This is a genomic window from Streptomyces sp. NPDC096152 (genome assembly GCF_044763235.1).
Lineage (GTDB): Bacteria > Actinomycetota > Actinomycetes > Streptomycetales > Streptomycetaceae > Streptomyces.
Map to the genome: position 1 here is coordinate 114,263 of NZ_JBIWFW010000009.1, position 25,834 is coordinate 140,096.

Annotated in this window: 27 protein-coding genes; 13 read left to right on the forward strand and 14 right to left on the reverse strand. The window is 75.5% G+C overall.

Annotation, left to right across the window (positions count from 1 at the left end):
• Positions 1-172: 172 nt before the first annotated feature.
• The 3 genes from ACIQ9G_RS28680 to ACIQ9G_RS28690 are packed head-to-tail and all read left to right on the forward strand — an operon-like array spanning position 173 to position 2,988.
• Positions 173-1,075, forward strand: coding sequence for a universal stress protein (locus tag ACIQ9G_RS28680; RefSeq protein WP_403615115.1), 903 nt, complete (start codon positions 173-175; stop codon positions 1,073-1,075).
• Between the two features lie 18 nt (positions 1,076-1,093).
• Positions 1,094-2,116: a zinc-dependent alcohol dehydrogenase gene (locus ACIQ9G_RS28685; RefSeq protein ID WP_403615117.1), complete on the forward strand. Its 1,023-nt coding sequence runs from the start codon at positions 1,094-1,096 to the stop codon at positions 2,114-2,116.
• 5 nt (positions 2,117-2,121) lie between these two features.
• Positions 2,122-2,988, forward strand: coding sequence for a universal stress protein (locus ACIQ9G_RS28690; protein ID WP_403615119.1), 867 nt, complete (start codon positions 2,122-2,124; stop codon positions 2,986-2,988).
• Between the two features lie 13 nt (positions 2,989-3,001).
• Here ACIQ9G_RS28690 and ppk2 read toward each other — a convergent pair whose 3' ends face one another.
• Entirely contained in the window at positions 3,002-3,805 is an 804-nt protein-coding gene (ppk2, locus tag ACIQ9G_RS28695) for a polyphosphate kinase 2 (RefSeq protein WP_392191319.1), read from the reverse strand.
• Between the two features lie 279 nt (positions 3,806-4,084).
• Between ppk2 and ACIQ9G_RS28700 the strand changes: the two genes are divergently transcribed.
• Both ACIQ9G_RS28700 and ACIQ9G_RS28705 read left to right on the forward strand, forming a co-directional pair.
• Positions 4,085-4,807, forward strand: a complete 723-nt coding sequence (locus ACIQ9G_RS28700; protein WP_403615124.1) for a CBS domain-containing protein — start codon at positions 4,085-4,087, stop codon at positions 4,805-4,807.
• A 55-nt stretch (positions 4,808-4,862) separates the two neighbouring features.
• Complete coding sequence (locus tag ACIQ9G_RS28705; RefSeq protein ID WP_403615858.1) at positions 4,863-5,369, forward strand: flavodoxin domain-containing protein; 507 nt, start codon at positions 4,863-4,865, stop codon at positions 5,367-5,369.
• Positions 5,370-5,508: 139 nt separating this feature from the next.
• Here the strand turns inward: ACIQ9G_RS28705 and ACIQ9G_RS28710 are convergent, their stop codons facing one another.
• From ACIQ9G_RS28710 to ACIQ9G_RS28725, 4 genes are all read right to left on the reverse strand, one after another.
• Entirely contained in the window at positions 5,509-6,648 is a 1,140-nt protein-coding gene (locus tag ACIQ9G_RS28710; RefSeq protein ID WP_403615127.1) for a site-2 protease family protein, read from the reverse strand.
• A 49-nt stretch (positions 6,649-6,697) separates the two neighbouring features.
• Positions 6,698-8,032, reverse strand: coding sequence for a phosphoribosyltransferase family protein (locus tag ACIQ9G_RS28715; protein ID WP_403615129.1), 1,335 nt, complete (start codon positions 8,030-8,032; stop codon positions 6,698-6,700).
• Positions 8,033-8,190: 158 nt separating this feature from the next.
• The gene (locus tag ACIQ9G_RS28720) at positions 8,191-8,781 is read right to left on the reverse strand and encodes a hypothetical protein (RefSeq protein ID WP_403615132.1); all 591 of its coding nucleotides are present in this window, start codon (positions 8,779-8,781) and stop codon (positions 8,191-8,193) included.
• A gap of 121 nt (positions 8,782-8,902) precedes the next feature.
• Positions 8,903-9,304 (reverse strand): STAS domain-containing protein, encoded by a 402-nt coding sequence (locus ACIQ9G_RS28725; protein ID WP_403615134.1) that lies wholly within the window; start codon positions 9,302-9,304, stop codon positions 8,903-8,905.
• Positions 9,305-9,648: 344 nt separating this feature from the next.
• On the opposite strand from ACIQ9G_RS28725, the gene ACIQ9G_RS28730 reads away from it, so the two are divergent.
• From ACIQ9G_RS28730 to ACIQ9G_RS28755, 6 genes are all read left to right on the forward strand, one after another.
• On the forward strand, positions 9,649-10,719 hold the full coding sequence (locus ACIQ9G_RS28730; protein WP_403615136.1) for a zinc-dependent alcohol dehydrogenase family protein: 1,071 nt from the start codon (positions 9,649-9,651) through the stop codon (positions 10,717-10,719).
• A gap of 18 nt (positions 10,720-10,737) precedes the next feature.
• Positions 10,738-11,418: a pyridoxamine 5'-phosphate oxidase family protein gene (locus tag ACIQ9G_RS28735; protein WP_403615139.1), complete on the forward strand. Its 681-nt coding sequence runs from the start codon at positions 10,738-10,740 to the stop codon at positions 11,416-11,418.
• Between the two features lie 245 nt (positions 11,419-11,663).
• Positions 11,664-12,104 carry a pyridoxamine 5'-phosphate oxidase family protein gene (locus ACIQ9G_RS28740; protein ID WP_356188876.1) on the forward strand — a complete coding sequence of 147 codons (441 nt, stop codon included), beginning with the start codon at positions 11,664-11,666 and terminating at the stop codon, positions 12,102-12,104.
• A gap of 223 nt (positions 12,105-12,327) precedes the next feature.
• Positions 12,328-13,167 (forward strand): universal stress protein, encoded by an 840-nt coding sequence (locus ACIQ9G_RS28745; protein WP_403615141.1) that lies wholly within the window; start codon positions 12,328-12,330, stop codon positions 13,165-13,167.
• Between the two features lie 269 nt (positions 13,168-13,436).
• Positions 13,437-14,156: a CBS domain-containing protein gene (locus tag ACIQ9G_RS28750; protein ID WP_403615144.1), complete on the forward strand. Its 720-nt coding sequence runs from the start codon at positions 13,437-13,439 to the stop codon at positions 14,154-14,156.
• Between the two features lie 117 nt (positions 14,157-14,273).
• Positions 14,274-14,693, forward strand: a complete 420-nt coding sequence (locus tag ACIQ9G_RS28755) for an Hsp20/alpha crystallin family protein (RefSeq protein WP_403615146.1) — start codon at positions 14,274-14,276, stop codon at positions 14,691-14,693.
• A gap of 115 nt (positions 14,694-14,808) precedes the next feature.
• Here the strand turns inward: ACIQ9G_RS28755 and hypE are convergent, their stop codons facing one another.
• The 8 genes from hypE to ACIQ9G_RS28795 are packed head-to-tail and all read right to left on the reverse strand — an operon-like array spanning position 14,809 to position 22,243.
• Positions 14,809-15,843: a hydrogenase expression/formation protein HypE gene (gene hypE / locus ACIQ9G_RS28760; RefSeq protein WP_403615148.1), complete on the reverse strand. Its 1,035-nt coding sequence runs from the start codon at positions 15,841-15,843 to the stop codon at positions 14,809-14,811.
• A complete protein-coding gene (hypD, locus tag ACIQ9G_RS28765) occupies positions 15,840-16,943 on the reverse strand; it encodes a hydrogenase formation protein HypD (RefSeq protein ID WP_403615150.1) in 1,104 nt (367 codons plus the stop codon). Before hypD ends, hypE begins: the two co-directional genes overlap by 4 nt.
• A gap of 7 nt (positions 16,944-16,950) precedes the next feature.
• Positions 16,951-17,616: a CBS domain-containing protein gene (locus ACIQ9G_RS28770; RefSeq protein WP_403615152.1), complete on the reverse strand. Its 666-nt coding sequence runs from the start codon at positions 17,614-17,616 to the stop codon at positions 16,951-16,953.
• Between the two features lie 18 nt (positions 17,617-17,634).
• Positions 17,635-18,966: a Ni/Fe hydrogenase subunit alpha gene (locus tag ACIQ9G_RS28775; RefSeq protein WP_403615154.1), complete on the reverse strand. Its 1,332-nt coding sequence runs from the start codon at positions 18,964-18,966 to the stop codon at positions 17,635-17,637.
• Positions 18,963-19,805 carry an oxidoreductase gene (locus ACIQ9G_RS28780; protein WP_403615156.1) on the reverse strand — a complete coding sequence of 281 codons (843 nt, stop codon included), beginning with the start codon at positions 19,803-19,805 and terminating at the stop codon, positions 18,963-18,965. The genes ACIQ9G_RS28775 and ACIQ9G_RS28780 overlap by 4 nt, the downstream gene beginning before the upstream one ends.
• A 1-nt stretch (position 19,806) precedes the next feature.
• Positions 19,807-20,625 (reverse strand): FAD/NAD(P)-binding protein, encoded by an 819-nt coding sequence (locus ACIQ9G_RS28785; RefSeq protein WP_403615158.1) that lies wholly within the window; start codon positions 20,623-20,625, stop codon positions 19,807-19,809.
• Positions 20,625-21,080, reverse strand: a complete 456-nt coding sequence (locus ACIQ9G_RS28790; RefSeq protein ID WP_356188717.1) for a cyclic nucleotide-binding domain-containing protein — start codon at positions 21,078-21,080, stop codon at positions 20,625-20,627. The genes ACIQ9G_RS28785 and ACIQ9G_RS28790 overlap by 1 nt, the downstream gene beginning before the upstream one ends.
• On the reverse strand, positions 21,077-22,243 hold the full coding sequence (locus tag ACIQ9G_RS28795) for a 4Fe-4S dicluster domain-containing protein (RefSeq protein ID WP_403615161.1): 1,167 nt from the start codon (positions 22,241-22,243) through the stop codon (positions 21,077-21,079). The genes ACIQ9G_RS28790 and ACIQ9G_RS28795 overlap by 4 nt, the downstream gene beginning before the upstream one ends.
• A 330-nt stretch (positions 22,244-22,573) precedes the next feature.
• Here ACIQ9G_RS28795 and ACIQ9G_RS28800 point away from each other — a divergent pair, with 330 nt between their 5' ends.
• Both ACIQ9G_RS28800 and ACIQ9G_RS28805 read left to right on the forward strand, forming a co-directional pair.
• A complete protein-coding gene (locus ACIQ9G_RS28800) occupies positions 22,574-23,083 on the forward strand; it encodes a hydrogenase maturation protease (RefSeq protein ID WP_403615164.1) in 510 nt (169 codons plus the stop codon).
• A 175-nt stretch (positions 23,084-23,258) separates the two neighbouring features.
• Complete coding sequence (locus tag ACIQ9G_RS28805; RefSeq protein ID WP_403615167.1) at positions 23,259-24,815, forward strand: MBL fold metallo-hydrolase RNA specificity domain-containing protein; 1,557 nt, start codon at positions 23,259-23,261, stop codon at positions 24,813-24,815.
• 482 nt (positions 24,816-25,297) lie between these two features.
• Here ACIQ9G_RS28805 and ACIQ9G_RS28810 read toward each other — a convergent pair whose 3' ends face one another.
• Positions 25,298-25,822, reverse strand: a complete 525-nt coding sequence (locus ACIQ9G_RS28810; protein WP_403615170.1) for a flavodoxin domain-containing protein — start codon at positions 25,820-25,822, stop codon at positions 25,298-25,300.
• Between the last annotated feature and the right edge of the window lie 12 nt (positions 25,823-25,834).

Below are 25,834 nucleotides of genomic sequence, written 5' to 3' on the forward strand. Positions count from 1 at the left end.
ACCGCCCCGCGGCCCGGCGGGGAGCGGCCGTCCGCCCGAGGGTCCCACGGCCCCGCCGCGCGGCCCGGCGATGGGGTCGGTCGGCCCGGAGGCGGGACCAGCGGCCCCTGCCCGCCGCGACCGCCGCCCACGATGCTCTTGGTGGATCACTCGCTGCCAGGAGGTGCAGACCATGCCGTCCACCGTCACCGTAGGTCTCGACGGCTCCGCCGAGAGCCGGGCCGCCGCCGAATGGGCGGCCCGCGAGGCGAAGCTGCGGGGACTGCCCGTGAAGCTCGTCCACGTCTGGGAACCGGTCCCCGACCCCATGGCTCAGGCGCCGCTGCCCGGCGCGGAGACGCTCCAGCACTGGAGCGAGCGGGTCCCCCGCGAGGCCGCCGAAGGACTGCGGCTGCGGCACCCCGGAGTCGAGGTGCTCACCGAGCAGATGACCGGCCGTCCCGCCGAGGCGCTGTGCGCGGCGGCCGGCGACGCCGAACTGCTCGTCCTCGGCTCGCGCGGCCTGAGCGGCTTCGGCGGCTTCATGGTCGGCTCCGTCGGCCTGGCCGTCGTGGCGCACGTCGAGCGTCCCGTGGTCCTGGTCCGCGCCGGGGAGCAGGCGGCGGACGAGCACCGGCCGGACCCCGCCGGGATACCGTCCGCGGCGGCCCCCTTCCGGCCCGTCGTGCTCGGCCTGGACCCCGCGAACACCAGCGAGGCGCTGCTCGCCTTCGCCTTCGACGCGGCCGCGCGCCGCGGCACGTCCCTGCGGATCGTGCACGGCTGGAGCCTGCCCCCGTACTACGGCGTCAGCCTGGCCCCCGAGCCCGACGTGCGGACCCTGGAGCGGACCGAGGCCGCCGCCCTGACCGAGCTGGTCGCCCCCTGGCGCACGAAGTTCCCGGACGTCGAGGTCACCGAGGAGTCCCACCTCGGCAGCGCCGTGGAGCAGCTGATCGGCGCCTCCCGGGACGCCTCGCTGGTCGTCGTGGGCCGGCGCGTCCGCCGTAGCCCGATCGGCACCCACATCGGCCACATCACCCACGCCGTCCTGCACCACGCCGTCGCGCCCGTCGCGGTCGTCGCACACCACTGACCCCCGAGGAGCGCAACCATGAAGGCAGCGGTCGTACGGACCTTCGGTGCCCCCCTGGTCGTCGAGGAACGGCCGGACCCCGAGCCCGGACCCGGCCAGGTCCGCGTCCGCGTGGAGGCCTGCGGGCTGTGCCACACCGACATCCACGCCGCCCGCGGCGACTGGCCGGTGAAGCCGAACCCGCCCTTCGTGCCCGGCCACGAGGGCGTCGGCCTCGTGGAGAAGCTCGGCGAGGGCGTCACCCATCTGTCGGTCGGGCGGCGCGTGGCCGTGCCCTGGCTCGGCCGCGCCTGCGGACGCTGCGAGCACTGCCTGGCCGGCTGGGAGACGCTGTGCGAGGAGCAGGTCAACACCGGCTACGGCTGCGACGGGGGCTACGCGGAGAGGATGCTGGCCTGGGCCGACTTCGCCCAGCCGGTCCCCGAAGGCGTCTCGGCCCTCGACGCCGCCCCGCTGACCTGCGCCGGCGTCACCACGTACAAGGCCCTGAAGGTCGCGGGCGCCGCGCCGGCCCGGCTGGTGGCGATCTCGGGCGTGGGCGGGCTCGGCCACCTGGCGGTGCAGTACGCGAAGATCGCCGGAGCCCGGGTCGCCGCGATCGACGTCACCGACGACAAGCTGGAACTCGCGGCGGAACTCGGCGCCGACCTCGTGATCGACGCCCGCACCCAGGACGTCGCCCAGGAGCTGAAGCGGCACGGCGGCGCCCACGCCGCGATCGCGCTCGCGGTGGACGAGACGGCCTTCACGGCGGTCAACTCCGGGTTGCGGCGCGGCGGCAAGCTGGTCATGGTGGCTCTGCCGGCCCACGGCACGATCCGGGTCCCGATCTTCGACACCGTCCTCAACGGCACCTCGGTGATCGGGTCCGTCGTCGGCACCCGGCAGGACCTCGCCGAGGTCTTCCGGCTGCACGCCGCGGGCCGCACCAGGGTCATCCACGAGACCCGTCCGCTCACCGCCGTCAACGAGGCCATGGACGAGGTGCTGCGCGGCGAGGTCAAGGCCCGGATCGTCTTCGACCTCGGCTTGGGAGGCTGAGCACGATGGAACTTCCGCTGGTCGTCGGTGTCGACGGCTCCGAGCCGAGCCTGCGGGCCGTCGACTGGGCGGCCGACGAGGCCGCCCTGCGCGGTGTCGCGCTGCGCCTGGTCTACGCATCCCTCTGGGAGCGGTACGAGGGCGCCGCGCTGGCCCGGGACCTCGGCAAGCCGTCCGAGGAGGTGCGCGCCCAGGACATCGTCGAGGCCGCGGCCCGGCGCGCCCGCGGCCGCCGCCCCGAGCTGGCGGTCACCACCGCGGCGCTGCCCGAGGAACCGGAGTACGCGCTGGTGAAGGAGGGCCACAACGCCTCCGCCCTCGTCCTCGGCACCCGGGGCCGCAGCGGCATCGCCGATCTGCTGCTCGGCTCGGTCAGCCTGTTCGTGGCCGCCCACGCGGACTGCCCGGTGATCGTGCTGCGCGGCAACAACGACAACCAGGCCAGGGCGGGGGTGCACGGCCGGATCGTCGTCGGTGTCGGCGACACGCCCTCGGCGGCGGTGCGCTTCGCCGTGCAGGAGGCCGAGCGGCGCGGAGTCCCGCTGGAGGCCGTACGGGCCTGGCGCTGCCCCGCGCACGAGACCGTCGACCACCCGCTGATCGCCGGGGAGCCGGAGCGGGTGTACGAGGAGCGGGCGGCCGAGGCGCTGGAGGGGGCGCTGCGGGAGGTCCCGCCGCAGGCGAAGGTGCAGCGCCGCACCGTGGAGGGGCCGGCCCGCAAGGTGCTGCTGGCCGCCTCGCACGAGGCCGACCTGCTGGTCGTCGGCGCCCGGCGCCGCCCGGGTCACCTCGGGTTCCAGCTCGGGCGGGTCGCTCACACCGTGCTGCACCACTCGGCCTGCCCGGTCGCCGTGGTACCCGAACGGGCCTGAGCGGGGCCCCGGGTCACAGGCGCGCCGCGTGATCGGGGACGTAGGTCTGCAGATCGCGCGGCGGGCGCTCGTACCCGGTCCGCCGCGGCCGCCGCGGCAGCTCCAGGACCGGCGGCGTAACCTCCTGGTAGGGGACGGAGTCCAGCAGATGGGCGATCATGTTCAGCCGGGCGCGGCGCTTGTCGTCGCTCTCGACGACGTACCACGGCGCCTCGGGGATGTCGGTGTGCACCAGCATCTCGTCCTTCGCCCGCGAGTACGCCTCCCAGCGGGTGATGGACTCCAGGTCCATCGGGGACAGCTTCCAGCGCCGCAGCGGATCCTCCAGACGGCGCCGGAAGCGCTCCTGCTGCACGGCGTCGCTCACCGAGAACCAGTACTTGCGCAGCAGGATGCCGTCCTCCACCAGCATCCGCTCGAAGATCGGGCACTGGTGCAGGAAGCGCCGGTGCTCCTCCTTGGTGCAGAAGCCCATCACGTGCTCGACGCCGGCGCGGTTGTACCAGGACCGGTCGAACAGCACGATCTCCCCGGCGGCCGGCAACTGCTCGACATACCGCTGGAAGTACCACTGGGTGCGTTCGCGCTCCGTCGGCTTGGGCAGCGCCACGATCCGCGCGATGCGCGGATTGAGGTTCTCGGTCACCCGCTTGATGGTGCCGCCCTTCCCGGCCGCGTCCCGCCCCTCGAAGACGACGACCAGGCGGACGCCGGCCGCCCGCACCCACTCCTGCAGCTTCGCCAACTCGATCTGCAGGCGCAGCAGTTCCTTCTCGTACTTCTTGCGCGGCAGCGCCGCCGCGTTCCTCTCGGCCATGCCGCCTCCACCCGGCGCCCCGCCGACGCGGACGGAGCCACCCCTGCCCAAGGTCGCACACCAGGACGCCACCGTACTTTCCGGCGGCGTGCCGCGCACCCGCGTCGCGGCGACCGGCCCGGGCCCGGGGCCGACCGGCCCCCGGATCGCCCCCGGTCAGCCCATGGGTTACGGGCCCCGGCCGCCGGATGCTCGTATCGACGGAGGTGTCCGTCCGGCGGCGGTCCCGCGGGACGGAGGGCTTCCGGCCCCGCCGGCTCCGCCGAGGAAGGAACGGACATGAAGCAGAACAAGGTCGGGTCCGTGATGACCGACGAGGTCGTGCGGGCCGAGTACGCCACTCCGTTCAAGGAGGTCGCGCGGCTGCTCGCCGATCACCGGATCAGCGGACTGCCGGTGGTGGACGAGGACGACCGGGTCCTCGGCGTCATCTCCGAGACGGACCTGATGATGCGGCAGACCGGGGCCCCCGGCCCGCACCGGCGCCTCCGGATCGGCGCGCTGACGGCCGCGGGCCGGCGGCGGGCGGCGAAGTCCGGGGCCCGCACGGCCGGCCGGCTGATGACCGAGCCGCCCGTCACCGTGCACGCCGACGACAGCATCGCCGAGGCCGCCCGGACCATGGCCCAGCGGCACGTCGAGCGGCTGCCGGTGCTCGACGAGGAGGACCGGCTGGTCGGCATCGTCACCCGCCGCGACCTGCTGCAGGTCTTCCTGCGGCCCGACGCGGAGATCCGCGCCGAGGTCGTGGACGAGGTGCTGGTGCGGGCCCTGTGGCTGGCGCCGCGCAGCGTCGCGGTATCGGTGGCGGACGGCGTCGTCACGCTGATGGGCCATCTGGAGCGCCGCAGCGAGGTCGAGATCGCCGTGTCGATGACCCGGCAGATCGACGGTGTGGTCGACGTCGTCGACAAGCTGACCTACCGCTTCGACGACTCGCGGATCCAGCCGGAGGACCAGGCCCTGCACGGCGTGGCCGACGACTGGCTGCGCGGCCGGTGAGCGCCGGCGGACGCGGCGGAGGCACGGCACGGACGGTGGAAGGAGGGCGAGCGTGATGCCGGACAGGGTGCTGGTCGCCTACGGGACGAAGAACGGGTCGACGGCGCAGATCGCCGAAGCGGTCGCCGAGGTCCTGCGCAAGGACGGGCTCGACGCCGAGGCGCTGCCCGCCCGGTCGGTGACCGCGGTGGAACCGTACGACGCCGTGCTGGTCGGCGGCGGACTGTACGCCGGACGCTGGCACAAGGACGCCCGCCGCTTCGTGCGGCGCCACCGGCGGTCCCTGGCGGGCCGGCCGCTGTGGTTCTTCAGCAGCGGGCCGCTCGACGCCTCGGCGTCGGAGCGGGACATCCCGCCCGTGCCGGGTGTGCGCCGCGCGATGACGGAGCTGGACGTCATCGGGCACGCGACCTTCGGGGGCCGGCTGGAGGAGGGGGCGAAGGGCCGCATGGCACGGATGATCGTCCGCTCCGGCAAGGGCGGCGACTTCCGCGACTTCACCGCCATCGAGGCCTGGGCGGACCGGGTCGGCCAGGAGCTGACGGCGGCCGGGCGGCGGTAGCGGACCGCGGCCGCCGCGGGCGGGGCCCTGGTGGGTGGACGGCCCGTCCACCCACCAGGGCGTTATCCATACGTGTGCCGCTTCCGGACATGTGCCGCTTCCGGACGGGTGTCACTTCCGGACGGGTGTGACGGGACCGTCAGGAACGGCTCCCGGTGGCCGTGGTCAGCCAGGTCAGGGCCCGGCTGATGTCGGCGAGCGAGACGATCCCGACGAGACGGTCCTCTTCCAGCACGAGCGCCCGGCGGTCCCGGCTCGACTCCAGGCGCTGCAACAGGTCGAGGACCGGCTCGTCCGGGCCAGCCGTCGGGACCTCGGGCAGCGGACGCATCAGCTGCGCGATCGTCGTCGTGGCACGGTCCTGCGCCGGCGCCCGGTTGACCAGGTGCACGGTGATCAGCCCCACCACCGTGCCGTCCTCGGCCAGCACAGGGAAGGTGGAGTGACGGTAGGCGCCGAAGGGGCCCGCCGAGAGGAACTGCTCCACGGTCGCCGCCGCGGGCACGGTCACCGGGTCGCGCGTCATGACCCGGCGGACCGGGACGTCGTCCAGCATCGTGTGCAGCTCGGCCTGGCGGGCCTCCGCGGTCGCGGTGGCGATCAGGAACCAGCCGATCAGCGCGGCCCACAGCCCGGACAGACTGCTCGCGAACAGCACCGCGGCGAAACCGGTGACCACCATGAACCAGCCCAGGGCGCGCCCCGCCGCCGTGGCCCCGCGGGTCGCGCGCAGGCGGTCTCCCGTACGGTGCCACAGGAACGCCCGCAGCAGCCGGCCGCCGTCCAGCGGGGCGGCCGGCAGCGCGTTGAACACGGCCAGCAGGATGTTGATCGCGGCGAGCCAGGCGACCGCCTCCACCACCAGGCCCGACACGTGCAGCGCCTGAAGCCATACGGCCAGGCCCGCGAACACCCCGCCGGCCACCACGCTGGTCAGCGGGCCGACGCCGGCGATGCGCAGCTCGGCTCCGGGGGTCGGGGCCTCGGTGCGCAGCCGGGCGGCACCGCCGAGCATCCACAGCGTGATGCCGTCGACCTGGACCCCGTTGCGGCGGGCGACCACCGCGTGCGCGAGTTCGTGCGCGAGCAGCGACGCCATGAACACCACGGAGGTCAGCACGGCGAGCGCCCAGTACGCCAGGGCGGAGTGGCCGGGATGCGCGTAGGGGAAGCGGCCGCGCGCCAGCATCAGGGCCACCAGGACGACGATGACCAGCACGCTCCAGTGCAGTCCCACGCGGACACCGGCGATCCGCCCCAAAGACAGTGTCTCGTTCACCGCACCCCTCACTCCCGGACTTGTGTCCTGTGCTCTCCCGCCGCGTCCGTCACGCGGGCTTCAACGGCGGGGCCTGCGCGTACGGCCGTACGAGATGGGCGGTGAACCAGTCCCGGGCCAGCTCCGCCACCGCCTCCAGGGCCCCGGGCTCGGTGAAGTGGTGCGTGGCGTCCGGGACGACGGCGACGCGGTGGTCGCAGTGCATCCAGTCCGCCGCGAGCCGGTTCAGGCTCAGCACCCGGGTGTCGAGACCGCCGACGACGAACAGGGTCGGCGCGCGCACCCGGGCCAGGGCCGCCGGACTGGCCAGGTCGGGCCTGCCGCCGCGGGAGACCACGGCGCGGATGTCGTCGTCCGACGCGGCGGCCTCCAGGGCCGCGCCGGCGCCCGTGCTCACGCCGAGGTAGCTCACCGGCAGGGCGGTCTCGCGCCGGAGCCAGCGGGCCGCGGCGTCCAGTCGGCGGGCCAGCAGAAGGATGTCGAAGACGTTGTGCCGGTTGCGTTCCTCGTCCTCGGTGAGCAGGTCGAGCAGCAGCGTGCCGAGGCCCGCCCGCTGGAGGGCGTCGGCGACGTACTGGTTTCCCGGGCTGTGCCGGCTGCTGCCGCTGCCCTGCGCGAAGGTCACCACCGCGCGGGCCGAGGTGGGCAGCGTGAGCCGTGCCGCGAGCCGCGCCCGGCCGGCCGGCACCTCCACCTCCCGCTCGGGCGAGGGCCGCTCCGGGGCGGCCGGCCCCCGGGTGGCCGGAGCGGACCGGTCGGCCTCGCTCAGCAGCGCGGCCACGTCCTCGTCCGTGACCCGGGGGAAGTCCCGGTACCAGGCGCCGAGCGAACCGACGTGGCGCAGCGCCTGCAGACAGACGATCTGGTCGGCCACCGTGCGCAGATGCGGCAGCGCCCGCTCGGGGGCGACCGGTACGGCCAGCACGACCCGGACGGCGCCGCGGGTCCGGGCCACCCGGCAGGCGGCCTCGACGGCGGCCCCCGTCGCCAGCCCGTCGTCAACGACCACCGCGGTGCTCCGCTCCAGGGAGGCCGGGGCGAGACCGGCGCGGCAGCGGACGGTACGCCGCTCCAGCTCGGCCCGCTCGGCCTGCTCCACGGTCTCCCGCTCGGCCCGGCTCAGTCCGCTCTCGCGCAGCACGTCCGCGTCGAGGGCACGCACCCCGTGCTCGCCGATCGCCCCGAACCCCAGCTCCGGCTGCCACGGCACCCGCAGCTTGCGCACGACGACGACGTCCAGCGGCGCGCCGAGACACCGGGCGACCTCGAACGCCACCGGGACCCCGCCCCGGGGCACCCCGAGCACCACCGCCCTGGTGCCGCGCAGAAACTCCAGACGCCGGGCCAGGCGGCGCCCGGCGTCCGCGCGGTTCTCGAAACGCATGCGCCACCTCCTCGTGGTGCTCCGGCGGCGCGGGGTGGCAGGCCACCTCATGCCATTGCAGCGCGCCGGCAGCGGCCGGGGCAGGGGCGACCGACCCTGGAAAGGGGCCGTTCGGCCTGTGCGCGGAGGGCGGCGAGGTCACCGGGAGGCGTGGCGCCTCAACCGGTCTTCTGGTCCCACCGCGGGCCCACGAGGTCCCACTCGGCATCCCACTGCGCGTAGCGGTGCCGGTCCAGGCGCCACCGCGCGAGCGCGCCGGTGCCGAACGCCAGGCCGGCGAAGCCCAGCGCGGCCGCCGTGCCGAAGAGGCCGGCCTCGATGGCCGCCTCGGTCGCACCGGGCGGCTCGGTGGCGAGGACGCCGTGCCGGTCCTGCCAGACCGTGACCGTGGACCCGGACCGCAGCCCGGTGCTCACCAGGGTCCGCCCCGTGCGGGTGGTGCCGTCGGGGGCGGTCCAGCGGACCTGCCCCGGAGCGCGGTAACTCTCGCTGCCCGCCGAGGACGTGCCCAGCGGGACGTCGGTGAGCAGGACCGCCCGCACGGCCTGCCGGTCGGCGCGCTGCCGGGCGAACTCCTGGTCGGCGGCCATCGCCGTCACCGTGCCGGCGATCGCGCCGCCCACCACGATGACGACCCACATCACCAGCAGGACCCAGGCCTCCACCACGTCGTCGTGGCGTCGCAGCGGATTGCGCCGCCACCGCCACAGCCGCCTGCCGGTTCGCCGTGTGCCCCTCGTGCCGATCATCGGTCGCCACCTCCTCGTCCTCATGCTTCGAAGGTGGCAGCGGGGCGCGGGCGGCGACATGGGCCGACCAGGTGACGTGCGGTGTCCGACCGGACCCACCTGGTCCGCGCGAACGGGCCGGTCAGCCCTGCCCGGTGGGGACCATGGGACGCTGCGGGGGCACCGGTGCGGCGATCCGTACGGCCGCCGGGTCCGGCAGCACCTCGAAGACGCCGGACAGCCCGGCGTGCCGCAGCAGCCGCCGGAACGCGGCGCTGCCGGTGACCAGCCGCAGCCGTCCGCCGCGGGCCGCGACCCGGCTCCGCACCCGGCACAGCAGGCCCAGCCCGGCGCAGTCGACGAAGGGCACGGGACGCAGGTCCAGTACGAGGTCCGGCCGGGGCGCGGCGGTGAGCGCGTCGAGGTGCGTGCGCAGGCACACCGTCGTGGCGAGGTCCATCTCCCCGCTCAGGGTCACGACGGTCGTACCGCCGGCCGTGCGTCGCGTGTGCGGCGCGGGGGAGTGGAGGGAACTGTCGGGCATGGTCACGAGCCAAGCGGTGGCGGCCGGACGGGTGGAAGGGCCGGTCGGCCCCATCCGGCCCGCTGCCCGGCGCCCCGAGGGGGCGCACGCGCCGTGCGCGGGGGAGCCGCCCCGGTCGGCCGGGCCATGGGGCCGACCGGCCCATGCGGATCCCCGGGCCGCCGGACAAGCTGGACCTGCGGGGCAATCCCGGCATCGGCCGGTGTCCGGCCGCGCGTCCGCCGACGGCGGCCCGCGGGACCGGGTCCCGCCGGAGAACGACAGCGTGAGAGCGACAGCGCAGAGCAAGCCGGAGAGCGACAGCCGGTGCGCGAGAGCCGGAGAGCAAGAGGGTGAGGAGCGGCATGAAAGGCTACGTCTTCCACGGCCCCGGACAGTCCGCCTGGGAAGAGGTCCCCGACCCCGACCTCAAGGAGCCCACCGACGCGATCGTGCGCGTCGACGCCGTCACCATCTGCGGTACGGACCTGCACATCCTCAAGGGCGACGTGCCCGAGGTGCGTCCCGGCACGGTGCTGGGGCACGAGGCCGTCGGCGAGATCGTCGAGATCGGCGGCGACGTGCGCAGCGTGCGGCCGGGGGACCGGGTCCTGGTCTCCTGCATCACCGCGTGCGGGCGCTGCCGCTACTGCCGCGAGGCCATGTACGGGCAGTGCCTCGGCGGCGGGGGCTGGATCCTCGGCCACCGGATCGACGGCACCCAGGCCGAGTACGTCCGGGTGCCCCACGCCGACCTCTCGGTGCACCCGCTGCCGGCGTCCGTGACCAACGCGGACGCCGTCCTGCTGGCCGACATCTTCCCGACCGCCTACGAAGTGGGCGTGCTGAACGGGCGGGTGCGGCCCGGGGACACCGTCGTCGTGGTCGGGGCCGGGCCCATCGGGCTCGCGGCGATCGCCACCGCCCGGCTGTTCGCGCCCGAGCGCGTGGTCGCCGTGGACGTGGCCGCCGCCCGCCTGGAGGCCGCCCGCAAGCTCGGCGCCGAGGCCGTGGCGGACGCCCGCGAGGCTCCCGAGCAGCTGATCGCCGACCTCACCGCGGGACTCGGCGCGGACGTGGTGATCGAGGCGGTGGGCCTGCCGGAGACCTTCGAGCTGTGCACCCGCATGGTGCGGCCCGGAGGGCACGTGGCCAACGTCGGGGTGCACGGCGCGCCCGCCACGCTGCACCTGGAAGACCTGTGGATCAAGAACGTGACCATCACCACGGGACTGGTCGACACCCGCTCCACGCCCACGCTGCTCAGGATGGCGGCCGCCGGGCGCCTGCCCACCTCCCAGTTGGTCACCCACACCTTCCCGCTCGACCGCATGGAGGAGGCGTACGAGGTCTTCGGCAACGCATCCGACACCGGCGCCCTCAAGGTCGTCCTGGGCGGGCCGCAGCGCGAGGTCGTCGCCGTGCACGCGGCCTGACGGAGGAAGTGACGGGTCATGGCCGAACAGGCAGTGCCGAAGCCCCACCCGGTCGAGGGCCCGCCCCTGGGCGACCTCGGGCGCCGTCTCGCGCGGCGGCGCGCCGAGGTCGGCCTGACCCGCAAGGAGGCGGCCGTCCGGGCGGGCATGGCGCCCAGCTACTTCCAGTACCTGGAGGAGCACCCGGGCGCCGCCCCGGGCCCCGGCATCCTCAGCAGACTGGCGGCGGCCCTGGAGACCACGGTGGCCGATCTGTCCGGGGGCAGCGCCGATCTGCCGCCCGGTCCGGGCCGGGCCGGCCGGGCCCCCGTGTTCAGCAGGCTGAGCGCGCGGGAGTGCCGGGACCTGCTCGCGAGTCACGGGGTGGGCCGGGTGGCCGTGCCGACCCTGTCGGGGCCGGTCATCGTGCCCGTCAACTACAGCGTCGTCGAGGGCGCCGTCGTGTTCCGCACCGCCCCCGGCACGGCCCTGTTCGAGGCCGCGGGCTGCCAGGTGGCCTTCGAGGTGGACCGCATCGACGACGTCTTCAGCCAGGGCTGGAGCGTCCTGGTGCGCGGGCACGCCCGCGTCGTGGCCGATCCCGACGACGTCCGCCGGCTCACCGAGAGCGCGCACAGCGAGCCCTGGGCGGGCGGGCGGCGCGACGTGTGGGTGCGCATCGACCCGCTCGTCGTCACCGGCCGCCGCATCACCGTCTGAGCCGGGCCGGTCTCCGTCCGGAGCGGGCCGCGCCCTCCGTCCGAGCCGGGCCGGTTTCCTTGTGCACCACACCGGGCCGGTTTCCGGCCCGGTCCCGCCGGAGGGGGTCCTTCTCCGGCCGGACCGGCCGAAACCGGGTCCTTCTCCGGCCGGGCCGGGACCGACGGCCCTCCTCCCCGGCCCCCGCCCCGACCGAGCATGGAGTCACTCAGTACCGCATGACCAGGCGAAAGACGATCCCGCTGATGTACTTCAACGACGGATTCCGCGAACTGCAGCGCCAGGAGTGCCTGCAGCTGCTGGGGACGGTGCCCGTGGGGCGCATCGTCCACACGCGTCACGCCCTGCCCGCGGTGCTTCCGGTCAACTTCTGCCTCGACAGCGACGGCGCTGTCCTGCTGCGCACGTCGGCGGCCTCCGAGCTGGTCCGCGCGATCGACGGCGCGATCGTCGCCTTCGAGGCCGACGAGGTGGACGCCGCCACCCACGCGGGGTGGAGCGTCGTCGTCACCGGCTCCGCCTCCGTGATCAGGGACGCGGCCGAGCACGAGCGGCTCGCCCGCAGCGGCCCGCGCTCCTGGGTGCCCTCGCCCCAGGAGGTCTTCGTCCGCATCGAGCCCGAACTGGTCACCGGCCGCGCGCTCGTCGGCGGCCGCACCCTGTACGGCCTGGACCCGACCTTCTGAGACCCCGCCCGCCGCCCTCCGGGACACCGCACGCACACGTGACGGCCACCCCCTGTGCCCTCTGCCCAGGAGGGAGCCGAACGGCGCTGCCGCAAGGGGCCGTTCGGCGTGCCGCCGGGTTCCCGCGGCCCCTGCCCGGGACGCCGTGGCGGGACGAGCATCGTCCGGGGAGCCGCCGCGGTGCCCCGGGACGGGCGGGCGGCGCCGGGAAGGGGAAGGGGACATGACTCACCGTCATGTGGTCGTCGGCGTGGACGGCTCGGTGGTCTCGGTGCGGGCGCTGGACTGGGCCGCGGACGAGGCGGCCCGCCGCGGCGTCGCCCTGCACGTGGTGTACGCCGTGCCCGACCGGGACGAGGCCGGGCCGGTCCTGGCCTCCGCCGCGGCACGGGTGCGCGCACGCCGGCCCCGGCTGCCCCTGCTGACCGTCGCCGCCGAGGGCGACGCCGTACGGGCACTGGCGGGCGCGAGCAGGGCCGCGGCCCTGACGGTCGTGGGCACCCGGGGGCTCGGCGGGATCGCCGGCCGGCTGCTGGGCTCGGTGAGCCTGCGGCTGGCCGCGCACGCGCACGGCCCGCTGGTCGTCGTCCGCGGGGACCGGCCGTGCGACCGCCCCGGAGACGTCCTGCTGGGCCTCGCGGACGACGCGGACGACGCGGGTACGGACGCCGCCGGGTTCGCCTTCCAGGAGGCGGAGCGGCGGGGCGCCCGGCTGCGGGTGCTGCACGCCGCGGCCCACCGGCACGGCATGCCCGAACCGCCCGCGCCGGTCCCGGCGTCCGCTCCCGGCCGGGGGCGGGCCGCGCGACGGGAGCGGGCCGCGAAGGCCGTGCCGCGCCCCGGCCCCGCCGGTCCGCGCGAGCGCCGCCTCCGGCCTGTCGACGGGGAGGCCGGGGCCCGCACCGCACCGGCCCGGGCGCTGCTGGAGGCCACCCGGGAGGCCGCCGTCGTCGTGGTCGCCGCCCAGCGCCGCGACGGCCGGTTCCGCCCGCACCCCCACTCGCTCGCCCACACCCTCCTGCACCGCTCCCACTGCCCCGTGGCGGTGATCCCGGCCCGGTGACCGCCGCCGGAGACCGTTGCCGGTGCCGGCCACGGTTTCCGCGAGCGGTGGCGGCCACCGGCCGACGCGAACCCGTCGGTCGGCGCGAGTCAGAGCCCGCTGGTCGACGCGGGCGAGAGCCACCGGCCGACGAGGGCGAGAGTCCGCCGGTCGGCGGGAGTGAGAGCCCGCCGGCGCCCCGCCCGGGGCCCTTCGGCCCATGTCCCGGGGCGCCGCGTGGACCACTCTGAAGGTGTCGGCTGAGGTAATCGAGCACGCGGGAGGCCGCCATGCAGGGCGCCCGGTACACCGTGAACGACGTGATGACGCGCACCGTCGTCGCCCTCGCCGGCGGGGCGATGTTCAAGGAGATCGTCCGGACCATGGAGGAGTGGGGCGTCAGCGCGATGCCCGTGCTGGACGGCGACGGCCGGGTGATCGGCGTCGTCTCCGAGGCCGACCTGCTGCGCAAGGAGGAGTTCCGCGACAGCGACCCGGAGGGGCGCGCGGAACTGCGCCGCCTGTCCGAGCTGGCGAAGGCGGAGGCGGTGACCGCCGAGGAGCTGATGAGCACCCCGGCCGTGACCGTGCGCCGCGACACCACCCTCACCCAGGCCGCCCGCGTCATGGCCCGCCGCCAGGTGAAGCGGCTGCCGGTCGTCGCGGACGACGGCGTGCTCAAGGGCATCGTCAGCCGCGTGGACCTGCTCAAGATCTTCCTGCGGAGCGACGAGGACATCGCCGAGGAGATCCGCCGGGAGATCGTCGCCGGACGCTTCCCGGTCCCGCTCGACGCGGTCCGGGTGGAGGTGCGCGACGGAGTGGTCACGCTCACCGGCCGCGTTCCCGACACGTCCCTGGTCCCGCTCGCCGTACGCCTGGTGCGCTCGGTGGAGGGCGTGGTGGACGTGCACAACGCGCTCGCGGGCCCGCGCCGGCGGCCCGTCCTCGAACCGGACCTGGCCGGTGACCGGACGCCCCCGCGGCCGCCGGGCGCCGCGACCGCCTGACGCCGGCCGCGGGCACACCGGGGCCCGAGCGGCCCAGGGCCGGACCGGCCGGCCCACGCGCGTCCCCCGGGCGTCCACACGGGGCGCCCGGCGCGGACAGGAGAGAAGGAGGGCGACATGAGCGGCGTGATCGAGTGGCCGTCGGGCAGGCCGACACTGCCCGACCTGTTCGGCTGGGCCGAGGCGGGGTTCCCGGGCACGTACGGGGCGGGACCGCACGGCATCCGGATCGAGGAGCACATGGCCGACGGGACGTACGTGCTGCGGGCGGAGCTCCCGGGCATCGACCCCGCGAAGGACGTCGAGATCACCGTCACCGAGGACGTCCTGACGCTGCGCGCCCAGCGCAGCGAGAAGACCGAGGAGAGGCACCGCACCGAGTTCCGCTACGGCACGTTCGCCCGCTCCGTCCGGCTCCCGGCCGGCGCCCGGGGCGACGAGGCGACCGCCGAGTACAAGGACGGTGTGCTGACCATCGCGGTCCCGGTCCCGGAGGAGAAGCCGGGCACCAGGACCATCCCGGTGCGGCACGGCTGAGCGCGCGAGGGCGCCGTGCGCCGCACCCGCTGTGCGCGGCCGGTGGACCCCACCGGCCGCGCACACGTGTGTCCGCGTCCGCCCGTGCCCGCCTGCGCACCCGTGCGCGCGGTGCTCAGCAGATGCGCGGCAGCAGCTCTCCGAGCGGCAGGTCCAGCACGCGCCGGGCGCCCACCAGCGTGCGCAGCGTCACCCGGCCGGCCGGACCGTCCGCGAGCACCTCGCCGACGCGGACCGCGGCCCGGCCCTCCGGGAGCGAACGGAGGGCCGCCAGCGCCTCGTCGGCCGCGGCCGCCGCCACGAACGCGACCAGGCAGCCCTCGTTCGCGACCACGAGCGGGTCGAGGCCGAGCAGGTCGCAGGCGGCGGCGACCGCCTCCGGCACCGGCACGGCGGCCTCCTCGATCTCGACGGCCACCAGCGAGTCGCGGGCGATCTCGTTGAGGGCGGCGGCGAGCCCGCCGCGGGTCGGGTCCCGCAGGGTGTGCACCTGCGCGCCGAGCGGTGCCAGGGCGCGGACCAGGCGGTGCAGGGGCCGGCTGTCCGAGGCGATGTCGCTCTCGAAGCCCAGGCCCTCGCGGGTCGACAGCACCGTGGTGCCGTGCAGCCCGATCGGGGCGGACAGCAGCACCGCGTCGCCGGGACGGGCGAGCCCGGCCGACGGGCGCAGCGCCGGATGCCGCCGCCCGACCCCGGTGGTGGTGACGAAGACCTTGTCCACCGCGCCCCGGCCCACGACCTTGGTGTCGCCGGTGACGACCGGGACCTCGGCGTCCCGTGCCGCCTTGCCGAGTGACTGGACCACCTGACGCAGCTCGGCCAGCGGCAGCCCCTCCTCCACGATCAGGGCGACGGACAGGGCGAGCGGCCACGCGCCCCGCATCGCCAGGTCGTTGACCGTGCCGTGCACCGCGAGGGAGCCGATGTCGCCACCGGGGAAGAACAGCGGGCTGACCACGAAACTGTCCGTGCTCACCACCAGGCCCGGGTGGCCGGGCAGCAGCGCGGCGTCCTCCAGCGGCCCGCCCGGGCCGTCGAGCGCGGGCAGCACCAGAGCGTCGAGCAGCTCGGCGGACAGCCGGCCGCCGGCGCCGTGTCCGAGCAGGACGACGTCGTCCTCGTGGTGGGGAGTGGGGCACGCGGCGGTCATGGCAGGGGCACTTCCTTCGTACGGCCGGCGGCGTGGAAGGCGGCGCAGGTCCCCTCGGCGGAGACCATCGGCGCGCCGAGCGGACGGCGGGGGGTGCACCGGGTGCCGTAGGCGGGGCAGTCGGTGGGCAGCCGGGCCCCGGTCAGGACGGCGCCCGCGATGCACTCGGGGTCCTCGGCGGGGCGCAGCCCGGCGACCGCGAAGCGGCGGGCGGCGTCGAACCGGGCGTAGGCGGGCCGCAGTTCGAGTCCGCTGCCGGGCAGTGTGCCGATGCCGCGCCAGGACCGGTCGGTGACCCGGAACACCGTGCGGACGGCGTCCTGCGCCTCGGTGTTGCCCGAGCGGCGTACGGCCCGCACGTACTGGTTCTCCACGCCGTACCGGCCCTCCTCCAGCTGGCGCACCGCCATGAGGATGCCCTCCAGCAGGTCGAGCGGCTCGAAGCCGGTGACGACGACGGGCACGCGGTGGCGGGCGGCGATCGGCTCGTACTCGCGCCAGCCCATGACCGCGCAGACGTGCCCGGCGGCGAGGAAGGCCTGCACCTCGCAGTGCGGGTCGTCGAGCAGCGCGGTCATCGCGGGCGGCACCAGCACATGGCTGACCAGCAGGGAGAAGTTCGTCAGTCCGAGCCGGGCGGCGTGCAGCACGGCCATCGCGTTGGCCGGCGCGGTCGTCTCGAACCCGACCGCGAGGAAGACCACCTCACGGTCGGGGCGGTCCCGGGCGATGCGGACCGCGTCCATCGGCGTGTAGACGACCCGTACGTCCGCGCCGCGGGCCCGCAGCGACAGCAGGTCCGTGTCCGTGCCGGGCACCCGCAGCATGTCGCCGAAGCTGGTGAAGACCACCTCGGGCCGGGCGGCGACGGCCATCGCCCGGTCCAGGGTCTCCAGCGGGGTGACGCACACCGGGCAGCCGGGGCCGTGGATCATGCGCATCCCGGCGGGCAGCAGCGCGTCGATGCCCTGCCGGACCAGGGTGTGGGTCTGCCCGCCGCAGACCTCCATGATCCGCCAGGGCCGTGTCGCGATGCGGCCCAGCTCGTCGAGGAGCTGCCGGGCCAGGGCCGGATCGCGGTACTCGTCGAGGTACTTCACCGTCGGGTCACCTTGGTTCGGTCAGCGCCGACCCGCTCGTGAGGTGGCACTCGACGTCGACGACGCCCTCCACGGCGCGCACCAGGCGCGCGGCGACGGGCACCAGCGAGGTGTCCCGGATGCGGCCGCTGAGGGTGACCACGCCGTCGGACACCCGCACGTCGATCGGCTCGACGGGGGCGGGGAAGAGGACGGAGACGACCTCCCGCCGGATCTCCTCGGCGATGTCGTCGTCGGTGCGCAGGAAGACCTTCAGCAGGTCCCCCCGGCTGACCACGCCTTCGAGCATCCCCTCGTCGTTGACGACGGGCAGCCGCTTGACCTTGCGCTGGGCCATGATGCGGGCGGCCTCGGCGAGGGTGGCGTCGGGATGGACGGTCACCGCCGGGGCGCTCATCAGCTCACCGGCGGTCAGCGCCCCCGCCTTGGCGAGGTCGGACAGGCGGCGCAGCTGCGTGAACCGGTCGGGATCGCTGTCGCGGAACTCCTCCTTGGGCAGCAGGTCGGCCTCGGAGACGACGCCGACCACGCGGCCCTCGCCCTCCAGCACGGGAAGGGCGCTGACCTTCCACTGCCCCATGAGCTGGACGACGTCCTTGAACGGGGCGTCACGGCCCACGGCCACGACGGTGTGCGTCATGACGTCGCTGACGATGTGCGGGCTGCCGTGCATGGTCTTCTCCTCGGGATGTCAGGTGCGGTCGACGGTGAGGTCGAGGAAGTGGGTGGAGCAGGAGATGCACGGGTCGTGGTTGCGGATGGTCCGCTCGCACAGGTGCGTCAGCTCCTCGTCGTCCACCTCGCGCCCGGCGAGGGCCGCCTGCGCGGCCCGCACCAGGTCGTCCTCGATGGCGCCCTGGTTCTGCGCGGTGGGCGGCACGATGCGGGCGTCGGTGACGGTGCCCTCCGCGTCCAGCCGGTAGCGGTGGTAGAGCAGGCCGCGCGGCGCCTCCGAGGCGCCGTGCCCGGTGCCGGCCGCGGGGGGTACGTCGACGTACGGGCGGTCCGGCGGTTCGTAGGCGTCGATCAGGCGCAGGGCCTCGTCGACCGCGTACACCACCTCGACGGCCCGTACCAGGATCGAGCGGTAGGGGTTGCGGCACACCGCCCCCTCGCCGGGATCCCCCAGACCCGCCTCGACCGCGGCCTGCCGCGCGGTGGCGGACAGCCCGGCCCCGCCGACCGCGAACCGCGCGAGCGGGCCGGTCAGATGGCGCCGCCCGTCCAGCCGCGAGTGCAGCGCGGTGGAGTGCGGCACCTGCTCCTCGCGGACGTGGTCGGGGAACTCCCGTACGGAGAAGGCGGTCAGGGTGCCGTCGGTGCGCAGCGCGGTGGGGGTGCCCGCGTCGATGGCGTAGGTGCCCGGCAGCGCCAGGGCCAGCAGGTCGGCGTCGACGGCGGCGTCGGGGAAGTCGAAGGACGCCGCCCAGCGCGTCGTCTCCCAGGCGTCGTCGGCGGCCCGCCGCAACCGCTCGGCCAGCGGGCGCAGTTCGGCCCGCGTGGGTGCCCGGTAAAAGCCGCCGATACGGACGTTGACCGGGTGGATGGCGCGGCCCCCGAGGAGTTCCATGAGCGCGTTGCCCGCCTGCTTCAGGCGCAGCCCCCGCTCCACGGCGGCACGCTGGGTGCGGGCGAGCTCGACGGCGTCGGCGCAGCCGAGGAAGTCGGGCGCGTGCAGCAGATGGATGTGCAGGGCGTGGCTCTCGATCCACTCGCCGCAGTACAGCAGTCGGCGCAGGGCGCCGATCGGCCCTTCGACGGTGATGCCACAGGCGTCCTCGACGGCCCGGCAGGCGCTGGTCTGGTAGGCCACCGGGCAGATCCCGCACACCCGGGCGGTGATGTCGGGCGGCTCGGTGTACGCCCGGCCGCGCAGGAACGCCTCGAAGAACCGGGGCGGTTCGTAGATCCGCAGCCGCGCCTCCTCCACCCGGTCGCCGGCCAGACGCAGGTGCAGCGCGCCCTCGCCCTCCACCCGGGCGAGCGCGCCGACCCGCAGGACGCGGGAGCCTCGGTGGGTCACGTCTCCTCCTCGGCGCCGGGCGGGGTGCCGGGCAGCACCTCGGCGAAGGCGGTCGCGTTGAAGGTGCGCAGCAGCCGTTCGACGGCCCGGTCGTCCAGACCGTCGCGGTGCAGCAGCGGGATCATCGCGCGCAGGTTCGGCGACCCCGACGGGCCGAAGCAGCCGTAGCAGCCACGGCCGTACGCCGGGCACAGCGCGCCGCACCCGGCGTGCGTGACCGGGCCCAGGCAGGGGGTGCCGTGGGCCACCGTGACGCAGACCGTGCCGCGGCGCTTGCACTCGAAGCACACGCTGTGGTTCGGCACGTCGGGTCCGCGGCCGGCCAGGAACGCGGTGATCACCTCGATCAGCTGGCCCCGGTCGATGGGGCAGCCGCGCAACTCGAAGTCGACGTACACATGGGCCGCGACCGGCGTGGAGGTGGCGAGGGTGTCGATGTAGTCGGGGCGGGCGTAGACGGCCCGGGTGAACTCCTCCACGTCGGCGAAGTCGCGCAGCGCCTGAATGCCGCCGGCGGTGGCGCACGCGCCGATGGTGACCAGGAAGCGGGACTGGGCGCGGATCTCCCGGACCCGGGCCGCGTCGGCGGGCGTGGTGACCGACCCCTCGACGAGCGCCAGGTCGTACGGCCCCGGCTCCACGGCGCTGGACGCCTCGAGGAAGTGCGCGATGCGCACCCGGCCGGTGAGCGCGAGGAGTTCGTCCTCGCAGTCCAGGAGCGTGAGCTGGCAGCCGTCGCAGGAGGCCAGCTTGAACACCGCGAGCGTGGGCGGGCGCGGCGTCGGGGGAGCGGTCGTGCCACCGCCGCCGGACGTCGTGCCGCCGCTTCCGTCGGTCATGTCACAACTCCCGCACCGAGAGGAGGGACGCGGCCCGGTCCCAGCCGATCACCGGGCCGTCGCGGCACAGCAGCACCCCGCCGAGCTGGCAGTGGCCGCAGTGCCCGGTGGCGCACCGCATGTTGCGCTCCAGCGAGACTCGGATCCGCTGCGGGGGAAGGCCGCGGTGCAGCAGGTCGCGGGCGGTGGCGCGGATCATCACCTCGGGACCGCACACGAAGGCCGTGGTGTTGCGGGGGTCGAACCGGGCGCCGTTGAGCAGGGTGGTGACCACACCGACGTGGCCCCGCCAGCCGGGCAGGGGGCGGTCGACGGTGACCTGGCAGTGCGGCGGCCCCGGGGACGTCGTCCAGGCGCGCAGCCGGTGGGCGTAGATCAGGTCCGCGGGGGTCCGCGCGCCCACGAGGAGATTCAGCCGCCCGTAGGCCCGCGGGGCGGCCCGGACGGCCTGGACCACCGGGCGCAGCGGGGCGAGGCCGATGCCGCCCGCCACGACCAGCAGGTCCTGCCCGGCCGCCTGTTCGAGGTCCCAGCCGGCGCCGAAGGGGCCGCGCAGCCCGACCTGGGTGCCGGGCTCGACGGCCGTCAGTGCCGCGGACACGGCCCCCACCGCGCGGATGGTGTGCCCCAGTTCCCGGCCGTCGATGCGCGACACCGAGACCGGGATCTCCCCGACCCCGAAGGCGTACACCATGGAGAACTGCCCGGGCGCGAAGGGACGCAGCACCGCCGGGCCGGCCGGCGCCAGCACGAGACTGACCGTGTCGGCCGTCTCCCGGCGCGTCCGCGTCACCCGGTACGGCACCGGGACCTCGGTCATCACCTGCTCCCGCTGCCGTAGGGGGCGTAGAGGTCGAGCAGCCGGATCCGGGACGAGTGCAGCCGGTGGGCGACCACCCGGCCGACCCAGACCGCGACGGCCCGGCCGAACTCCGGGTCCTCCTCGCACATCCTGCGCACCGTGGCGGCGTCGAACTCCCAGGCCCGCACCGGGCTCATGGCCTCGGCGCCCAGTTGCCAGACGTAGGGCGGGAAGTGCCAGGACCAGCCGACCAGTTCGCCGTGTCCCAGGGACTCGATCACGGCGGCGCGCCGGCCGGGGACGTGCAGGTCGAGGGCGACGGTGCCGGTCTTGATGATCCAGAAATGGTCGGCGTGCCGGCCCTCCTCGAACAGCCTGGCGCCCATGTCGAAGGAGACCTCGTGGGCGACCCGCATCAGCCGCTCGCGGTGCTCGGCCGGCAGGGCCGCTGCCAGGGTGGTGGTGGAGGTCATCGCTCCCGCTCCTCTCGTTCCTGCCGCCGCAGCCGGTCGGCGAGTTCGTCGTGCAGTGCCGTCGCTTCCTCGGTGATGTCGATGGCGACCGGGCACCACGTGATGCAGCGTCCGCAGCCCACGCAGCCGGAGCTGCCGAACTGCTCGTACCAGGTGGAGAGCTTGTGGGTGAGCCACTGGCGGTAGCGGGCGCGCGGCGAGGCCCGGACCGGGCCGCCGTGCAGGCGGGAGAAGTCCAGGTCGAAGCAGGAGTCCCAGCGCTGCCAGCGCTCGGCGTGGTCACCGGTGAGGTCGGTGACCTCCTCGGTGGTGGTGCAGAAGCACGTGGGGCAGACCATGGTGCAGTTGCCGCAGGTCAGACAGCGGGCGGCCACATCGTCCCAGCGGTCGGCCTCCAGGCTCTCGGCCATCAGCGCGCGCAGGTCCACCGGCGGCATCGACCGGCCCATGCGCTCCCGGGCGCCGTCCACCGCCGTGCGGGCCGCCGCGGTGTCCGCGTCGGGATCGGCCGGGCGGTGCGGAAGGGCGGAGAGGACCTCGTCACCGGCCTCGCTGCCGACCCGGACGACGAAGCGGTGCCCGCCGCCGTCGACGAGCTCGGTCAGCGCCAGGTCGAAGCCCGCGTCGGCCGCCGGGCCGCTGCCCATGGAGGCGCAGAAGCAGGTGCCGCCCGGTTCGGTGCACTCGGCGGCGACCAGGAACGCCCCGGTCCGCCGGTCCCGGTAGCCGGGATCCTCGTAGCGGCCGCCGGTCAGCACCCGGTCCTGGATCGCGATGGCCCGCAGGTCGCAGGCGCGCACGCCGAGGAAGGCGTACGACGGCCGTGCGGGACGCTCCTCGGTGACGGTCAGGCCGCCGTCGGGCGCGCGGTCCACGCTCCACAGCTTCTCCCGCTCCGGATGCAGGAACGCCTTCCAGGAGTGCGGACCGGTGGTGTGCGCGAACGCGGCTCCGTCGGCGCGGGGCACCAGACGGTAGTGGCCCGCCTCGACCTCGGTCCCCCAGCCGAAGGGCAGCTCGTCCGCCGACGTCAGCTCGGCGAGCACGACGGCGCCGTCCCGGACGGTCGGCCCGACGACCGTCCGGCCCCGCGCGCGCAGGGTGCGCACCAGAGCGTCCAGACCGTTCCTGTCCAGGACGGCGGTCGTGCGGCTGTCGGTCATCGTCGCCCTCCGGGCTGCCGTGGGCCTGCTGAGTTCAGCGTCTGCCCGCGCGCCACGGCGCACCACGGGCCACCCGGGCCCGAACGTGGGTCCTTCGGCCCAAGGAGTGGGCGCGGGCACGCGCCGCACCGGGCCAGGGGCCGGTGCCCGGGGCCCCTTCGGGCGAGGGCCGGTGCCGGGCGGGGACCCCTTCGGGCGAGGGCCGCGCAGCCGTCCGCCGGGGCCCTTCGGCCCATGGCAGGGCGCCCGCGGCCCCGCACGCTGGAGGGACCGGCCGGGCGTCCGCGCGCCGGGGGAGCGGCAGGTGGAGGGGGTGGAGGGAGAGGAACCATGACCGTCCCCACACGTATCGCGGTCGTCGCCGTCGGGGACCCCGCGCGGCACGACGAGGGTCTCGGCCGGTCGGTGCTGGCGCGGTTGCGGGAGCGGGCCGCCGGCCGGCCGCTGCCGCCGGGCACGGTTCTGGCGGAGTGCGCCGACCCGGACCCGGGGCGGCTCGTCAGGCTGTGGGACCAGGCGGGACTCGCCGTCGTGCTGGAGTCCGCCCCCGCCCGTGACGGCGACCCGGGGCGTATCTACCGGCTCGACCTGCCCGGCGCCGAGCTGCGCCGGCCGGGCACGATGGGCGGCCACGGTCTGGGCGAGGCCGTCGAACTGGGCCGGGCGCTGGACCGTCTGCCCGGCCACCTGGTGGCGTACGCCGTCGCTGCGGCCGACACCTCGGCCGGCGAGGGGCTGTCCGCGCCCGTCGCGTCGGCGGTCGGTCTCCTCGCCGAGCGGGTGGAGGAGGAGATCGTCCGGCACCGGGTGGCGGCGGCCCGCCAGAACCAGTCCCGTTGACGGCACGTGTCGACGGGAAGGACCACCCGCTTCTCGCGGATCCTGATTGCGCGGTGCGCGGTTTCGCCGGCCGCTTCTCCGCGTCTCTCTCAGGTCCTTCCCGTCACCTACAGGACACCACTTCCGGCGCCCGTACGCCAGGGCCGTTCGGCCCCCGATCGCCGAGGAGCACGAAATGACCGTCGCAGGGGAGCCGCTCGCACCCGAGGATTCCTCCGCCGTGGAGGCCGCCACCGAGGATTCCTCCGCCGTGGAGACCACTGCCGCGGAGTCCACAGTCGCGGAGTCCGCCGCCGTGGAGACCGCCGTCGCGGGGGCCGGCCGGGCGCCGGCCGCCCGTTCGCGGCCGGCCCTGCTGACCTTCCTGGGCGGCGTGGGCACGGTCACCGGCAGCAAGTTCCTCGTCGAGAGCGACCACGCCCGCGTCCTGGTCGACTGCGGCCTCTTCCAGGGCCTAGCCGACCTGAGGCGGCGCAACTGGCGCCGGCTGCCCTGCGACGCCGAGGACATCGAGGCCGTGGTCGTCACCCACGCCCATCTGGACCACTGCGGCTACCTCCCCCGGCTGGTGCGGCAGGGATTCCGGGGCCCCGTCGTGACCACCGAGTTCAGCGCCCGGCTCATCGAGATCGTGCTGCGGGACAGCGCCCGGCTGCAGACCGAGGCCGCCCGGCACGCCAACGAGCACGGCTGGTCCCGGCACCGGCCCGCACAGCCGCTCTACGACGACGCGGACGTGGACCGCACGGTCCGGCTGCTGCGCCCGGTACCGACCGGCACGACGAGCGACGTTGCGGCCGGCACCCGGCTGACCCTGCACCCGGCCGGCCACATCCTCGGCTCGGCCTGGGCCCGGCTCACCCTGGAGGACGGCCACACCATGGCCGTCAGCGGCGACCTGGGGCGCCCGGGCCATCCTCTGCTGCTCCCGCCGGAGCCGTTCAGCGGGGCGGACGTGCTGCTGATGGAGTCGACGTACGGCAGCCGCCGGCACGAGGAGGAGGCCGGGCGCGCCCACTTCACCGACGTACTGCACCGCACCCTGGCGCGCGGCGGCACCGTGGTCGTCCCGTCCTTCGCCCTCGACCGCACCGAGGTCGTCCTGCACGAGCTGGCCGAACTGCGCCGCACGGGACGGCTGCCCGCCGCGGTCCCGGTGTACGTCGACAGCCCCATGGCCCTGGCCGCCCTCGACGTCTACCGGGACGCCATCCTCGCCGGGGCACCGGAACTGCGTCCGGAGGTGGTCGCCGCGGGGACGGCCGTGCTGAGCCCCGAGCCGTTCACCGCCGTACGCTCCGTCCCGGAGTCCGTGGAGATCGGCCGGGCGGGCGGCCCCGCCGTCATCGTCTCGTCGGCCGGCATGGCCACCGGCGGCCGGGTCCTGCACCATCTGCGGCGCCTGCTGCCCGACTCGCGCAACGCGGTCGTCGTGGTCGGGTTCGCCGCCGAGGGCACCCGCGCCAGGGACCTCGTCGACGGCGCCCGGGTGCTCAAGATGTTCGGCGAGTACGTCCCCGTACGGGCCGAGGTCGCCGACGTACCGCACTTCTCGGCCCACGCCGACGCCGCACAGATCGTCGACTGGCTGCGCGGGGCGCCTGCCCCGCACACCACCTACCTGGTGCACGGCGAGCCCGACGCGTCCCAGGCACTGCGCGACCGCATCGACCGGACCCTGGGCTGGACCGCCGTCGTCCCCCGCTCCGGGGAGCACGTCCTGGTGCGCTGAGTCGCGCGCCGGGATGAGCGGTGCGAGCCGCGGCCGGTCCACGGGGGCGGGGCGGCGGGTCGGTGGCGGCCGCCCTTCGGCGGTGGCGGGGCGTGGGGGTCCGCGAGGCCGGCCTCGCCGGGCTTCACGTCCGCCGCCGCGGTGTCGTCCGTCAGCCGCGCCGGCGTCCCGGGGGCGGGGACGGGCACGACGTACCGCCCCTGGGGCGACCAGCCAGCCCGGCGCCACCTGCGGGACCCGTCCCCACTCGCACGGCGACCTCCGCACCCGGGCCGGGCTACGAGGACGGCGTCGGCGCGGATACGCCGCTCGGGGGACAAAGGGACAAAGGGACAAGGGGACAAGGGCGCCGGGCGGGAGGCGGCGGTGACCGGGGCGACGGGCGTGCGGGAGGCGGTGGCGTCCGTCGGCCTGCGGGCCGACGGACAGCGGCAGACGCCGGAGCGGCGGGACGGCGGACTTCGGGACGCCGCCGCGGCCGGTCAGGAGCCGGGCCGGCGTTCGTGTGCCAGCTCGTCGGCGATGCCCGCGGCCCACCGTTCGACGGCGTCCCAGTCGCGGTGGTCGCCGTACTGGCCGCCGAACAGCCGGAACAGGACGCGTCCCGAGCGCGGCAGCTGGTCCGGCGTGACGACACCCGAGAACAGCCGGTGGCTCCGGAACGCCGGCACCGCGGGCAGGCCCGCCTCGATCGCCGGGACCTCCTTCGCCACCCAGCGCCTCATCGGCCCGCGCAGCGCGGCCGGCATCCCGACGCTGAAGATCCACAGGGGCCGGGAGCCGAGCAGGTCGTGATGGTCGCGGACGAAGTCCCGGGCCGGGGCGAGCCAGCTCTGGTTGTGGACGGCGCTGCCGAGGACGAACGCCCGGTAGGCGTCGGCGTCGTCGACCTCCGCCAGGGGCCGGGCCTCCGTCATCAGCCCTGCACGGCGCAGCACGTCGGCGGCCCGTTCGGCGATCTCGCGGGTGGAGCCGTGCGCGGATGCGTAACCGACCAGGACGTCCATGACGCCTCCACG